The 14,171-nt window shown below is 63.6% G+C and carries 10 protein-coding genes; 2 read left to right on the forward strand and 8 right to left on the reverse strand.

Annotation, left to right across the window (positions count from 1 at the left end; translation table 11 throughout):
* Positions 1–36 precede the first annotated feature (36 nt).
* The 6 genes from PYR64_RS14785 to PYR64_RS14810 all read right to left on the reverse strand — a co-directional run bounded on the left by PYR64_RS14785 (position 37) and on the right by PYR64_RS14810 (position 8,581).
* A complete protein-coding gene (locus tag PYR64_RS14785) occupies positions 37–1,305 on the reverse strand; it encodes a glycosyl hydrolase family 28-related protein (RefSeq protein ID WP_275775993.1) in 1,269 nt (422 codons plus the stop codon).
* A 114-nt stretch (positions 1,306–1,419) separates the two neighbouring features.
* A complete protein-coding gene (locus PYR64_RS14790; protein ID WP_193589936.1) occupies positions 1,420–2,226 on the reverse strand; it encodes a PIG-L family deacetylase in 807 nt (268 codons plus the stop codon).
* Between the two features lies 1 nt (position 2,227).
* A complete protein-coding gene (locus PYR64_RS14795; RefSeq protein WP_275775998.1) occupies positions 2,228–3,352 on the reverse strand; it encodes a glycosyltransferase family 4 protein in 1,125 nt (374 codons plus the stop codon).
* Positions 3,353–6,430 (reverse strand): glycosyltransferase family 39 protein, encoded by a 3,078-nt coding sequence (locus PYR64_RS14800; protein WP_275776000.1) that lies wholly within the window; start codon positions 6,428–6,430, stop codon positions 3,353–3,355. It lies immediately after the preceding gene.
* Positions 6,420–7,862 carry a glycosyltransferase family 4 protein gene (locus PYR64_RS14805; protein ID WP_275776002.1) on the reverse strand — a complete coding sequence of 481 codons (1,443 nt, stop codon included), beginning with the start codon at positions 7,860–7,862 and terminating at the stop codon, positions 6,420–6,422. The genes PYR64_RS14800 and PYR64_RS14805 overlap by 11 nt, the downstream gene beginning before the upstream one ends.
* Positions 7,859–8,581: a glycosyltransferase gene (locus PYR64_RS14810; RefSeq protein WP_064721453.1), complete on the reverse strand. Its 723-nt coding sequence runs from the start codon at positions 8,579–8,581 to the stop codon at positions 7,859–7,861. The genes PYR64_RS14805 and PYR64_RS14810 overlap by 4 nt, the downstream gene beginning before the upstream one ends.
* 268 nt (positions 8,582–8,849) lie before the next feature.
* Between PYR64_RS14810 and PYR64_RS14815 the strand changes: the two genes are divergently transcribed.
* Positions 8,850–11,069 (forward strand): S9 family peptidase, encoded by a 2,220-nt coding sequence (locus PYR64_RS14815; protein WP_275776005.1) that lies wholly within the window; start codon positions 8,850–8,852, stop codon positions 11,067–11,069.
* Here the strand turns inward: PYR64_RS14815 and PYR64_RS14820 are convergent.
* Both PYR64_RS14820 and PYR64_RS14825 read right to left on the reverse strand, forming a co-directional pair.
* Positions 11,062–11,871, reverse strand: coding sequence for a class I SAM-dependent methyltransferase (locus PYR64_RS14820; RefSeq protein WP_275776007.1), 810 nt, complete (start codon positions 11,869–11,871; stop codon positions 11,062–11,064). The genes PYR64_RS14815 and PYR64_RS14820 overlap by 8 nt on opposite strands.
* A 19-nt stretch (positions 11,872–11,890) precedes the next feature.
* Entirely contained in the window at positions 11,891–12,274 is a 384-nt protein-coding gene (locus PYR64_RS14825; RefSeq protein ID WP_275776009.1) for an STAS/SEC14 domain-containing protein, read from the reverse strand.
* Positions 12,275–12,476: 202 nt separating this feature from the next.
* Between PYR64_RS14825 and PYR64_RS14830 the strand changes: the two genes are divergently transcribed.
* The gene (locus PYR64_RS14830) at positions 12,477–14,117 is read left to right on the forward strand and encodes an ATP-binding protein (RefSeq protein WP_275776011.1); all 1,641 of its coding nucleotides are present in this window, start codon (positions 12,477–12,479) and stop codon (positions 14,115–14,117) included.
* Positions 14,118–14,171: the final 54 nt, after the last annotated feature.

The raw sequence follows: 14,171 nt of genomic DNA on the forward strand, positions 1-14,171 counted from the left end.
TAAATCCGCCGGCCAGGATCCGGTCCTGGCGCAGGGTCAGCATGTTCCTGTTTGTATGGTGTTGTTTCGTTTGATGTTGCTGGTGCCGGGTGCCAAGTGTATATCCCCTGCTGCACACGCCCTGTTGTCGGTGGCGACCACGTTGGTGATCGGGCCTTGAGCGCCGAAGTCGCCTATGTGAATGGCGTCGTAGCTGCCTTCGGGGAGCACGTGGCCGAATTCCAAATCGTGGATGTAGTTGCCGCTCAGGATCACCCCAGTGACTGCCCCTGTGCGGTTGTCATAATAGCCGGTACGGATACCGTACGGCGCCCCATAGAACTCGTTATCGGCGACTTTCAGGTTATAGATCGAGTGGTTGCCGACCGCTAGTTGCATGCTGCTGCCCCGGTGTCCGCCCCGGACTGTGTTCCCGATGTAGTTGATGTCGTGAGTGGTTCCATCGATGGTGTGGGCTACCAGGCCGTCGTCACCGTCGGTTCCAACGCGCTGGTCGATGGCATTGCTGATGACATCGCCGAAGGATGAGTCCAGTACGTGAATGCCGTCAAGCTGGTCATATTTGCCGCTCGTGACCACAACGGTGCTGCTGTTCTTGACACAGAACTTCGTGGTCCCGGCGGCGGCGATGGAGTATGTGAACGGGTTCTTTACATGCACCCCATCCACGAGGTTGTTGGAGCCGCCCCGGATGTCCACAACGTACTCGCTCAAGCGCCCGTCCAAACTGTTACTGGCTGGGAGGGTGTTGCCTGAATGGTCCGCCGTGAGGTTCGTGATCGTGGTATTCGTGGCGTAGTTGGTGGTGACAATGGGGTAACCACCGTACGGTCCTTTTGTCGACAGGAAATCCGGGCCTGCTTTGAGGATCGTGGCCGGGCCTGCGCCCTCCAGTTTCACATTGTTCGCCATTCTGAGCTTGCCGTTGATGATGTAGGTGCCTGCTACAAGTTTGACGACGCCGCCCCCGGCTGCTCCTGCGGCGTTGATGCGGTTTTGGATGGCGCTTGTGTCGTCCCCGGCATCGTTGACGGTAGTAGTGACTGTGTAGGCCCTGGTGGCGGTGCTGCCTGTCGCACCGCTCTTGGTGCATGCCGCATCCGCAGTTGTGGCCGTGGGAGCTGCTGACAGCGAAAATGCCCGACCGGCTGTTGCTGTCGCCGTCGCCGTCGCCGTAGCAACAGGCGCCCCGGCCATGGCGAGTGAGGCAACTGTGGCCGCTACCGCCAAAGCGGTCCACCGCCGTCGTGGTTGCGCCCCGGTACGGCGCATCGGCAGTCCCAATTCAATGTCAGCAGTTCCCACTGCGATCCCCCAAAGTGTCAAGACGCTCCGTCGGCGCCGTTCGCCGGACTCTGCGTATGGACACACTCGCCGGGCAAAACGATGAACCTCGTCCCGTGGATAACGTCAGTGAAGTCACCATCCGGCATCGGCCCCGGGAACAAAGTAGCTTTCCGGTTTCCGTGGAATCCCGCCGTCGGGAAAGAGCGCCTCTACCTGGGAGGCGTACTGCCTGATCCGACGCTGTTTCCCGGCAAGCCCGTCGTCCCAGGACCAGGGCTCGTATCCCAGCTGGTTCATGAACCGTGAATCGTGTCCGGCCTGGAGGTCGTAGGGGAAATCCGAGTACATCACCAGCCTGTCCCGGTGGTCCGTCCCCAGTTGGCGGGTAATCAGATGGTCCACGTGTTTCCCCACGCCGGCCGGGCAGAAGAGCAGCTCCGCCTGAGTCTCCGCCAGCAGCGTGGCGACGGTGGCTGCGAGCGAGCGGATGAGCCCCTTGTCCCCACGCGAAATCCTGCCCTGGGCGATGTCGAAGCGGTAGGTGGGGTAACGGTGGGTGAACTCCGGAAGGAGCCGGTCCCATGCGCTGCTCCCCCACCGCGCCGGCCGCCGTCGACGCCGGAAGAGGGCATCGACGGCCCCGAGGTGAAGGGACTGAACGCCCATGTCCGTCAGGACCTCCCGGTCCTCACTTTGCCGGGCCCTGTAAAGGCCACCGGCGTCCCCCACCACGCATTGGCGCAGGAACGACCCCGCAGCCCTGGTGTGCGGGCCGGGATCTGCGTCGGAGAACAGCGTGGCCACCACTATTTGGCGGCCACGGGCCTGGGCTTCCATCAGCGCTCCGCAGGACAACACGGCATCGTCGAGGTGAGGGGAAAGGACCAGCCAGGGCGCATCCCCGGCCATGGACCGTTCGATCCTGTTAAGGAGTTGCACGTCAAGCCCCTTCCCCGGATGCGGTCGGTTTCAGGGTTGCCACCGCGTCCTTGTACGCTGCAGCCTGGCGCTCGGCCAACACGTCCCAGTCATACGCAGCGGCGAAACGGCGTCCCTCTGCTGCCACCCCGACAAGCGCCGGCTCCGTGTATCGGAGGGCGATCTCATCAGCCAGCTTGGCGACGTTCAGCGCTTCGACCAGCCAGCCGACACCCGTCGGGACGATCTCACGGAGGCAGGGGATGTCGAACGCAACCACGGGGGTCCCCACCGCCAAGGCGTCGATGGCAACCAATCCGAAGGTTTCGTGCCGGGACGGCACCACCACTAGCCGCGCATCGCTCAGCGCCTGGAACTTTTCGTCACCTGACAACCATCCGAGCATCCGCACGCGTCCACACAGTCCCGTCTCCCGGATGCCTTCGCGGAACCTGGCTTCATCCGGACCCGTGCCGGCCACCAGCAGGTCGCCATCCACCCGGTCACAGCATTGCGCCCAGGCTTCCAGGAGGAGGTCCAGGCCTTTGTGGCCGTACTCCAGGCGGCCAATGAACATGACGTCCTTCCCCCGATGTGGAATGGGTTTCCACGCGGCCGGGTCCACGCCATTTCCGATCACGTCCACGTGGAGGCGCGGATTCAGCTGCGTCAACCGCTCCGCGATTCCCTGCGAAACAGAGATGAGCCTCCGGTGCGATTGCACCCCCAGCCGCTCGAGCCAGTGCAAGGGGAGTTTGTACTGCCGCGCTTTCTCCCTGGCATGGAGCCACTGGACAACCCCGATGGTGGGGCGCCGGGTCCAGAGCGGTGCGGCCATCGTTGAGAAGGGGGCAAAAAAGTCCTCCACCACCAGGTCTGTTTGCCCGTGCCTCCTGAGGGTTTCAAACGGCAAACACAGAACATACGCCAGGAGCCTGGACAGCCGGTTGCGGCCTTCCCCGAGGCCAATGGGGACGTAGTGGACCCCGTCCTGGACACGCTCTTCCCATCCTGGATACCGGGTGGTGAGGACCGTTACGTCGAAACCCCTCGCCGCCAGCCGTTGGTTTATCTCGTAGGTCCTCACGGATCCTCCGCCGGCTCCTGGCATGCGTGGATCTTCGAAGCCCAGATGCAGTACTCTCATCTATTTTTCCGTTCCGTAGTTTTTGGAGGGCTCACCGATGTTGGTCATCGCCGCCTGTTCGAGATCAGCCGGTTCGACAAACCAGATGGTCGTTTCGCCGTTGGTCGGGCCCGGCGTCGAGACCATGGGCCTTGCATGCTCCTTCAACCAGGCGAGCATGGTGGGATTGGCATAGCCGTAGCCTTGGCTGGTGGGTTTGGATTGGGTCAGGATGTAGCTGGCCCCGTTCTGCTTCATCAGGGGCGCCGAAGGCCAGATACCAAACCGCGGGTCATCCAGATAGGCGAAGTGGCCTGTGCTGTTGGTGACGCTGATCCGTGCGTCCGCTGGCAGGTTCGCCTGCACCCAGTCGTTGGACCGGACGAAGCCGTTGTCCACCGTCAATTCAGTCCGAAGACCCAGCACCACGGTCAACGCCACGAAACAGACGCTGACGACGCCAAGGGTTCTGCGTGCGCGGTGGTATCTCTCTTTGAGCTCCACCACCACAATGACCGAACACAGCGCGCCGGCCACCATGACGCCGTACCCGTACTGTTCCTCAAAGGTGCCAAACGCTGCGCTGTAGACGCCGGCCGCTCCCAGGGCCAAGCCGCCCAGCCCGACCAGTCGCCTCCCGGCATGATGGCTGAAGCACAGGATGAGTCCCACCAGCGGGCACAGGCCCAGCAGAAGATAGCTCGTGCCGAAATGCCCGCTTTGCTCAATAAGGCGCGACACCAAGCTCGGTGATCCCTCAGAAGTGAAGCCGGTGGTCTTCTCCACACCGGACATGCGCACCAGCCCGTGGGTCTTTGCCCACACCCAATCGGAAAAATGACCGCCGGCGGCAACCACCAGCAAGTAGCTTGCATAAGGCAGTACGCCGAAGACTGTCAGCACCAGCGCTTCCCGCCACGGAAGGGTCTTCTTCCACACAACGGCGGCCAGCACGGGAGCCAGCGTGCAAATGAAGAAGAAGTCCTTGCACAGGATGGAGTACCCGAACAACAATCCGGCAGCCATCAATCTGAGGAACCATCGCGCCCTGCTCCCAGGCTCGCGGGCGCCCACAAGCAACAACATCCCGGCCAGCGCGGGAACCATGGCAGATGTCTCAAGGAAGGCGTGGCTGTTGTTGCGCAGGATGAACGGTTCAAAGGCCAGGAGCACGGCGGTAAGCCAGGCAGCGGTCTTCGTGGCCAGATGGCCGACCAACAAGAATCCGAGCCCCACGGTGACAGCCCCCAGAACGCCGTTGAGCCACCGTAGCTGCAGCGTCACATCGATGATGTCCCCGAAAATGCCTAACACCTTGATGACTCCCGCTTCAAGCAGGAAATATCCGGGCGGATGCAGGAAGAACGGCCCGTCCGGCAGCGTGGGAAACATGCCGTTGCTGACCGACTCCCCCAGCCGCACATACAACATTTCATCCACCCACAACTCGAAGCCGCGCTCCAGCCCCAGCGCCCGGACACCGAACGCTGCGACAACAACCCAGCCGACTGCCAGTGATTTATTGGACGCTCCTCTTCTGATCCAGGCCGGCAGGCGCCCCGCGCGCCGGGATCCCGTGTGGTTGGACCGACGGCCGGAACTCCTTCTACGGGCACCCTGAGTGCGGCGGCGGAAAAACTTGAAGTCGTTCCTGTGGGGCAGCAAACCGCGCTGGTGTGCCAACACAGCGACCCCGCTGATCATGGCGGGCAGAAGCCAAAGCAGTGGCTGCAGGTGGGCGGCCACGCCGAGGACCACGATCAGGGCGACCGCCAGGATGGCAAAACGGCCTGCTCCCTTTCCGGGGTTGGCGTTGGCCAGCACAGGGCGGGCCAGAACAGCCATGACCAAGGCCGCCGACACTGCCCCGGCCGCGGCACCTGCCGCCATGCCCGGTACCCTGTTCAACTCCCATCCAACCCAAAGCCCGCCAACCAGCAAGAGGCATGCACATGCGAGGCCCAGTTGGCATCGGCGATAGGCGCGCACAGCCAGAAGGATCGTGGAAAGCACCATCAGGACGGCATAACCGAGACCTGATGCGGCCAGCCACGGGAGGAGGTCAATGGAACCGTGGTACTTCCGGGGAATCACCAGGCCGGCCAGCAGAGGCGGTGCCGTGGCAATGATGGCAAAGGCCACCACGGCCAACTGCCCGAACGAGGAAAAGGCTCCGGCAAGAATCCGGCCAACATCAGCGCCAGGGCTCCGCAACAAGGGGAATGCCACCAGCGCGGTTCCGGCCGCCACATAGACGGGCCCCTTGGCCAAAGTGGAGAGGGCCTGGAACCCAGCCGCTGCCACCGATCCCTGGTCCAGGAAACCAACCACCACCACGTCCATGCCCACCAGCACAGACACGACGCAGAGAACTGAGGCGATGTCGCTGGTTTCCGCCCAACGCCATTTCTCACGCAGCACCCTGGGACGCCAGCGCAGGTCACGGTAGAAAGCCGGCGGTACCACCAAACCCGCCAAGGCCCCCACCGCGAAGCCCGTCACCGCGCCCCCGGCACCCCAAGCCAGCACGGCCACCACCAGGCTGACAAGCAGCCTGACCACAACCTCGGCCACGGTTCCCACGGCGTACCACGTAAAGCGCAATTCGCCCTGGAGCCATCCGGCAGGCACCGCCACCACAAAAATCGTGAAGGAGGCCAAGCCGACAGCAAGAGCCATGGAGGGAGTACCAATGACGAGAGTGAGGCAGCCTGTCACGATGGCTGCCACCAGCCCTGCCAGACACGACACAAAGACCGAGAACGACAAACCATCCCGCCGCCCCTCCGAGCCCTCCGCGTGAACAGCCACGGTGTGGGAAAGAGGAAGGGGAACCAACGCAGCGGCGACGATGCCCACAATGCCTACCAGCATCGCGGCCGCTGCGAACAGGCTGTAATCAGTGGTTGGAAGCAGGGCCGCCATCAGCAACGTGCAGGCGTAGCTGACCACCCCGACTACACCGGCCGAGACCGCAAGAAGGCCACTGTTCTGCGATACATTCGTGCCTTGGTCCGGCGTTCGGTTGGCGCGGCCGCCTGTGTCCGCCTCCCGGGAAGGGAAAGGTGCGGTGTCCGCGTCCACGGAGCTATTGGCCATCGATTACATCAGCCGGAGCAAACCGGCTTTCGGGTCCGGCAAGAAGCGTGTAGCGGCCCGCCTGGCGAAGTTCCGGATTGGCAACGCCAATGCTCTGTGCTGCAGCGAAAGCCTCGAATTCGTCGCGTCCCTTCATCAGGATCGCCACGCGCCCGTCACTGCTCAGGGCTACTTCATCGGTAGGCCGCAGAATCGACTTGAGGGATGCTCCGTGCGGCAGTTCGAAACGAACCAGGGTGGAGAGATCCGAGTGACAGGCCCGGGGATCTCCACCGTCCCGCCGCAACTTCTCCTCTTCCAGCAGCACCCCCGTGAGCAACCTGGTGCTGCGCTCCCAAGTGAAACAACGGGCCCACTCACGGCACTCATCCGCAATGTCCGTGAAACTGCCCGGCTGGGACAACGTGGCCATGACTTGAACCATGGTGCGGCCAATATCTGCAGGGTTGTCCACCAGCCAGCCTGTCCTGCCATCAACCACCGAGTCCCGTATTCCGGGCACGCGAAGCGCCAGGCAGGGAACTCCCCAGGCCGCGGCCTCAACCACCGAACAACCCCAGCCTTCGGAGGCCGAGGTGGAAGCTGTCAGCCAGGCCCTGCCCAGCAGTTCGTCGCGGACGCCGTCGGGCTGATAACCATGGAATGTCACTGCATGATCCAGGCCAAGATCCATCGCGATCTGCTGCAAACGTGCCCGTTCCGGCCCGTCCCCAACGATGTCCATCCTCAGGTTCGGAACGCTTCGTGCGGCAACGGCGAACTGGCCCAGCAGCAGATCCAGCCGCTTATGCGGCACCAAACGGCTGACGACGGCGACGGTTGGCTCAGTTGCCCGTGTGGCCACTGCCTTGGGGATGTCGATCGTGCCGTTCGGAACCACGTGGATGGGGCTTCCAAAGCCAAGCTTCCGCAATTCCAGCCGCGTTGACGGTGACACCGCAACCATCGAGCGCCGCCCGTAGACCCTCTTGGCTCCTGCACTCTCCAGGAACCTGCCCACGGCAGCCAACGGTGGCGAGAACCTGCTGCGGAACTGCTCCTGATGGACGTGGTGCACCAGCTGGATGATCGGAACATCCTTGGGCAGGAACAGCGGGGAAAAGAACGGAATCCCGTTCTGGCAATCCACCACGGCGTCAAACTGTCCGGCGCTGCGCAGGAGCCTCGCTGCGGTCTTTCCGTAGATGGACAGCGGTCCGCCGGCACGGAGTATCCGGATGCCGTCGATTGCATCCTCCGGCAACTGGCCGGCGTCGCGCGCTGTGAACCAGGTGACCTTTACGCCGCTGTCCACCCACCTCTTGGATATCTGGTGCATGTATTGCTCGGCACCGCCGGCAAGGGAGTGCCGGATATCGCGCCAGTTGAGCACCAGCACCCGCTTTCCAGCAAGCCTCGCGGGAGAGTTCATGTCGGGCAGGGCAAAGGTCATGATGTTGCTTTCTGAAGTTGGATCACTGATGCGAAGCTGGCAACGCCATCGTGGAAGGGACGGAAAGTGGACTCAGCACCATCCGTCCAGGCCACGGGGAGTTCGATGATCCTCGCGCCGTTGTTCTGTAGCCGCAGGAGGAGTTCGACATCGAAGGCGAAGCCCGTGCTCCGGCACTGCACCATGGCCGCGGTGAGCGCGTCGCGTTCGAAGAACTTGAAACCGCACTGGGTGTCCTGGATCCCCTTGACCTTGGAGCGCGTCAATACCCGGAAGGCTGTGCCTCCCACCCTGCGTCCCAAATGCTGGGGCCGCACAAAGGTGGAACCGGGCGAATGGCGCGAGGCAATCACTGCGGCCGCACCGCGCGAGAGATGGGCCATGGTCTTGCTGAGTGTTTCCAGCGGAGTGGCGAGATCGGCATCGAAGAAGCCGGTGAATTTCGATGTTCCGCTCAGCAGGCCACGGCGGACTGCCGCCCCCTTGCCCCGGCGGGCGCAGCCCACCACGGACACCGGCACGATGCCGCGCTGTTCACGGGAGATCCGGCGCACCACGGCAGCTGTCTCATCCACACTTCCGTTGTCCACCACCACGATGCGCGACGACCATGCCTGGCCGGCCAGGAAGTCGATGGTTTGGTGCAGGGTGTGGGGAATCCTGGCGGCCTCGTTGTAGGCAGGAATGATGACCTCAAGGTCCACGACGGACCGGCGCATGGATTCGGAGGGCCACCGGGGATGAGGATTCCCTCTCTTGCCGGGGTGAAAACTTTGCGGGTAAAGCGTGAACATCCGAACCTCCAACTTTCCGGGCACCGTACGAAATCGTGCTCGCCTATAAGCAGTGGGGGTGCTGCGCGAGTCATGACGCAGATCCGCGAGGATCTCCCGGGAGATGGGGTCGCTCCCGGCTTCCCCGGGACGTGCCCGGCGCTCTGAGCGAAATTGCTGGTTCAGTGTCGGAGCGCGTCTATAGAGTGGCCCCATGAGCCACATTTCTTCTGCATCCCCGGTAACCCGCGAAACTGTTCCGGAGCCGCCCGTTGCCAAGCGGGTTCCCACCCGGCGGGAACATCACGGCGATGTTTTCGTGGACCAGTACGAGTGGCTCCGGGACAAGGAATCACCGGAAGTCGTGGAGCACCTGAAAGCGGAGAACGCCTACCAGGAGGCCGTGACTGCGCACCAGGAGCCATTGCGCGAAGCGATGTTCCAGGAGATCAAGGGCCGCACCCAGGAAACGGATCTTTCGGTCCCCAGCCGCAAGGATGGCTGGTGGTACTACAGCCGCTCGGTGGAGGGCAAGGAGTACAGCATCCAGTGCCGCGTCCTGGCCCGGAACACGGGCGATCCCGTGGCGGACTGGACTCCCCCGGCCGTGGAGGCCGGCGTGGAACTGCCCGGCGAGGAAGTGCTCCTTGACGGCAACATCGAAGCCGAGGGCCAGCCGTTCTTCAGCGTCGGCGGCGCTGCCGTGACCGTGGACGGCAACCTCTACGCCTACGCAGTGGACAACTCCGGGGACGAACGATTCACTCTGCGGATCAAGGACCTGCGCACAGGCGAACTCCTTCCGGATGTCATTGAGGACATTTTCTACGGGGTTGCCTTCTCCCCGGACGGCACCAGGCTTTTCTACACAGTGGTGGACGAGTCGTGGCGGCCCTACCAGGTGAAGGCCCACGTCCTGGGCACGCCCGTCACCGAGGATGAGGTTCTCTACCAGGAGGACGACGTCGCCATGTGGCTGGGCTTCGACCTCGCCTCCGACCGTCGCCACCTCGTGCTCAGCATCGGCTGCTCGGAGTTCAGCGAAACCCGCCTGCTTCGTTTCGACGACTACGAATCCGGCCTCAGCACCGTCATTCCACGTGAAGAGCACATTCTCTACGAGGCCGAGCCCTTCCTCCTGGGCGGCCGGGAGACCCTGCTCCTGACCCACAACAAGGACGCCATCAACTCGATGGTCAGCCTGGTGGACCCGGCGGAGCTCACCAAGCCCATCGCCGCGCAGAACTGGCGTACCGTCGTCGCGCATTCGGACGACGTCAGGGTCAACGGCGCAGGCGTGACCTCCACCCATCTGGTTCTTTCCATCCGCAAGGACACCATCGAAAGGGTGCAGGTGCTGCCGTTGGCAGGGCTGGGCACCCCGGCGCAGGGCGCACCCGTGGAGCCGGCCTTCGACGAAGAGCTCTACACGGCAGGCGTTTCGGGATCGGATTATGAAGCCCCCGTGATCCGAATGGGCTACACCTCCTACTTCACACCGTCACGCGTGTACGACTTCGTCCTCCCCACTCCCGGGCTGCCCGATGGCCAGCTTCTGCTCCGCAAGGAAAGCCCCGTCCTGGGCGGCTACTCCTCTTCCGACTACGTGGCGACGCGCGAATGGGCAACGGCCGACGACGGCACCCGGGTCCCGTTGTCGGTACTGCGTCACGCTTCGGTACAGCCGGACGGCACTGCGGCGGGTCTCGTCTACGGATATGGCTCGTACGAGGTCAGCATGGACCCCGGATTCGGCGTAGCGCGGTTGTCACTCCTGGACCGCGGCATCGTCATGGTCATCGCCCACATCCGGGGCGGCGGCGAACTGGGACGCCACTGGTACGAGGACGGGAAGAAGCTCAACAAGAAGAACACCTTCACGGACTTCATTGCCGCAACGGACTGGCTGGCATCCTCGGGATTGGTCGACCCCTCGCGTATTGCCGCGATGGGCGGCTCCGCAGGCGGACTGCTGATGGGCGCCGTCGCCAACATGGCCCCCGAAAAGTACGCTGCGGTGGTGGCGCAGGTCCCGTTCGTGGACGCCCTGACCACCATCCTGGACCCCGAGCTGCCTTTGTCCGCCCTCGAATGGGAGGAATGGGGAAACCCGATTACCGATCCCCAGGCGTATGCGTACATGAAGTCCTACACTCCCTACGAGAATGTGGGAGCCACGGCCTATCCAAAGATCGCCGCTGTGACGTCCTTCAATGACACCCGCGTGCTTTACGTTGAACCGGCCAAGTGGGTCCAGGCTCTGCGCGCCACCTCCACTGGGACGGAGCCGATCATCATGAAGATCGAGATGGACGGCGGCCACGGTGGCGCGTCGGGCCGCTACGTGCAGTGGCGCGAGCGTGCCTGGGACTACGCCTTCGTGGCCGACTCCCTGGGCGCCACGAAACTGCTTCCGGGAGCCGGCCTCAAGTAGCCCTTGAGCGGAGGATGGCGTAATACCCCGGGATCACATCCGGAACCGATGGGTTGCTCAACGGGCGGGTTTCGATGTTCGTCGCGCCGTCCTCCACAAGGTTCCAGTCCGCCGTCGGAAAGGCCTTGGCGCGCTGCGCCGCGCCGAAGCGGCCCGGCATTGGCAATCCGCGGATGGCCCATTCAAGCGGTGCAGGGATCGACTTGCGGGTAGCGCCGAGGTGGCTGACGTAGTCCACGGGGGTGCCGGGAAAGTTGGTCTCTGCCAGGAACACGCCGCCACGGCGTCCGACGACGGGCAGCAGGTTTGCCGCCAAGGCTGCACGTCCTTTGCGGTCCAGCACGTGCAGCACGCCTCGGATGAAGACGTTGGCGTCGCCGGTCCAGCCCGCCTTTTCCAGCGCCGTTGCGACAGTCTGCGCAGCGTCCGGTGCCGTCATGTCACACACGGCGAATGCCGCCGTCGTGATGCCGGCTGACTCCTGCCGGGCGCGGTCGATGGCGTTGGCGGAGTAGTCGAGCCCCAGGGCCAGGGGGAAGTGCCCTGAGAGGAGCCGGGTGAAACTGCCGTTGCCGCATCCAACGTCCACCACAGGGAGGGCCGGGTCAAGTTTCGCCAGCTTGGGAAGGTAGCCGTTCAGTTCATGGTCGCTTCCCGAGTCCCAGAGGACATCGCCGCTGGCTCCCGTCGATCGCACGTTGCCCCAGTATTGGTCCCAGGCGGTCAGCGGATCCTTGGGCGCCGAAGAGGAGAGCCTGATGAGGCGTGGGATCAGCAGGTACTTCCTCAGCGCAGAGAGCATGCTCCAAATATAGGGTGCCTTATCCCTGCACCAGCCACTCCAGCGCTTCTGTTTCGGAGGTGAAGAATTTGGTGGGACACGGCGGCTTCATGATGCCCAGGAAGAAATTGGCAATGACCCGGTCCACCGGCGACGAACCCCAAAGGGCGATCCTGTTGGCCTGGCATGGTTTGGCGAAGACGGAGCGGGCGCCGCGCGTGACGTCGTCCGTGGTTGCCATGTCCACAATCATGGGGTGGCGTTCCTGGCCGCACAGCTCGTTGACCCGGTCCATGGCCCGCTGTGCGTCCCCTTCCTTGATCCTGACGCCGCGAGGCCAGGTAAGACGCAGAATTCCGGACTCTTCAAGCTCCAGCTCAAACATCACCTGCTGGTGTTCCGGCGGTGTGGCGGGTTGGTCCACGATGCTCCTCATCCGATTCTGTGCCACAGGCAGTGGGCTTCGGTGCTTCTTCAAGGCTGTCGAATCCGGAGGACAATGTAAAGGCGTGACCCACGACTCATCCAGCCCGTTTGCTGCGTGGCGTCCGTACGCCCCCACGCCGCTGATAGGGTGTTGCCACATCCGGAATTTACGTGGTTAAGCGTTGAAGGGAAGGGGCTCAGTGGGCCAGGACAATGCCGAAGTACAGCATTCCCTTTCCGCCGTGGTCGCAGATTCCGATGCGGACCGCCTGGCCGTGGCATCGGCGGCCCTCGCCGCCGCGGGCTTCCGCGTTCTTCCTGCCAAGGATGCCGGCGAAATCGCTTCGCTGCTCCAGCACGAGCGCCCCGCGGTAGTGGTAGCGGAAAGCACGCTCGGGCAGTCCCTCCGCAATCCCGGGGTCCCGGTCCTGCTCCTCCTCGGTGAAGACGAATCGCTGGATGTGGAAGCCGTGGAGTCATGGCGAGTTGCCGACTACGTCATGAGCCCGGCCCGCGGGGGCGAAATTGTCCATCGGGTGCAGACCCTGATCGGCCGCGCCAGGGAACGCGCGCGCTCACGGGGCGAGGTCGAGGCCTTGCGCGAGAGCCTGCGGGGAGTTTCGTCAGCGATCCGGGAAACGAACGACCCCCAGCTGATCGCAGACCACGTCGTCCAGGGTTTCGGCGACGCCCTGGGTGTGGACCACGTCTGGTTCGCGACGTTCCAGGATGAACGGGTCCCCAGCATCCGCGCCCAATGGAGCCGCCCGGGACGCCAGATGCTTCCGGCAAGGCTGGGCGGCAGTGAGGGCGCCATCACGGAGGTGGCCAACAAACTATGGGCTGCCGCAGATGTGCTGGCCATTACCGACCACCGTGAGGACCCCGACTCGGCCATCGCCCAGGCCCTGAAAACCTGGTCCAACGAACTCAACCCCGTCTCTACAGTGCTGCTGCCTGTGGGCGAAGGCGCATCGGCCATGGGCATCATCCTGCTCTCCACAGTGGAGGACCGGCACGAATGGACCCGGCCCGAAATCGCACTCCTGCAGCACGTGGCCGGAAACGTTGCGCACGGACTCATCCAGGGAAACCTCATCAGCGCACAGCAGCGTGTCCTGCACCAGCTACGGCAACTGGACAAGGCCAAGACTGACTTCCTGGCCACCGTGAACCACGAGCTTCGCACCCCGTTGACCTCCATCACGGCCTACCTGGACATGATCCAGGACGGTTCAGGTGGCCCGGTTCCCGAGGGCATCAACAGGATGCTGGACGTCATAGCCCGGAACTCCAGCCGCCTGCGGAAGCTCATTGAGGACCTGCTGACGGTTTCGATGCAGGACGGCAGCAACCTCGACCTCAAACCGGTGGACATTGCCAAGCTCCTCCAGGTTGTCGTGGCGACGCTGAGGCCACTGGCAGAGTCCCGCCACGTGTCGGTGTCTGTCACGGAGGGCCCCGAGGACATCGAAGTCACCGCGGATGAGGCAAAGCTGGAACAGGTCTTCACGAACATCGTGGCCAACGCCATCAAGTTCACCCCCGAGGGCGGCCGGGTGGGCATCAGCAGCGCCGTGTCCTCTTCCAAGGATGGTGGGCGGGCAGCGTTGGTCAAGATCGCAGACAACGGCCTTGGTATCCCGGAACACGATCTCCCCCATATCCTGACCCGTTTCTACCGCGCTTCCAATGCCACCTCGGCAGCAGTTCCCGGCAGCGGCCTGGGCCTGGCAATCGCACATGACATCATCAGCCGCCACATGGGACGCATGGTGTTTGACTCCACCCTCGGCTCCGGGACCACGGTGTCCGTGGAGCTGCCCGTCGGCGGACCTTAGGTTTCGAGGCCCTGTGACAGCCCTGTCAATGGCTCAGCCGAACCACACCCGGGC

The organism is Paenarthrobacter sp. Y-19, from assembly GCF_029223985.1.
Taxonomy (GTDB): Bacteria; Actinomycetota; Actinomycetes; order Actinomycetales; family Micrococcaceae; genus Arthrobacter; species Arthrobacter nicotinovorans.

Excerpts from the sequence above, each read along its gene's own strand:
- PYR64_RS14795 (WP_275775998.1), bottom strand. The coding sequence starts at position 3,352 with ATGAGAGTACTGCATCTGGGCTTCGAAGATCCACGCATGCCAGGAGCC.
- PYR64_RS14800 (WP_275776000.1), bottom strand. The coding sequence starts at position 6,430 with ATGGCCAATAGCTCCGTGGACGCGGACACCGCACCTTTCCCTTCCCGG.
- PYR64_RS14805 (WP_275776002.1), bottom strand. The coding sequence starts at position 7,862 with ATGACCTTTGCCCTGCCCGACATGAACTCTCCCGCGAGGCTTGCTGGA.
- PYR64_RS14810 (WP_064721453.1), bottom strand. The coding sequence starts at position 8,581 with ATGCGCCGGTCCGTCGTGGACCTTGAGGTCATCATTCCTGCCTACAAC.
- PYR64_RS14815 (WP_275776005.1), top strand. The coding sequence starts at position 8,850 with ATGAGCCACATTTCTTCTGCATCCCCGGTAACCCGCGAAACTGTTCCG.
- PYR64_RS14820 (WP_275776007.1), bottom strand. The coding sequence starts at position 11,871 with ATGCTCTCTGCGCTGAGGAAGTACCTGCTGATCCCACGCCTCATCAGG.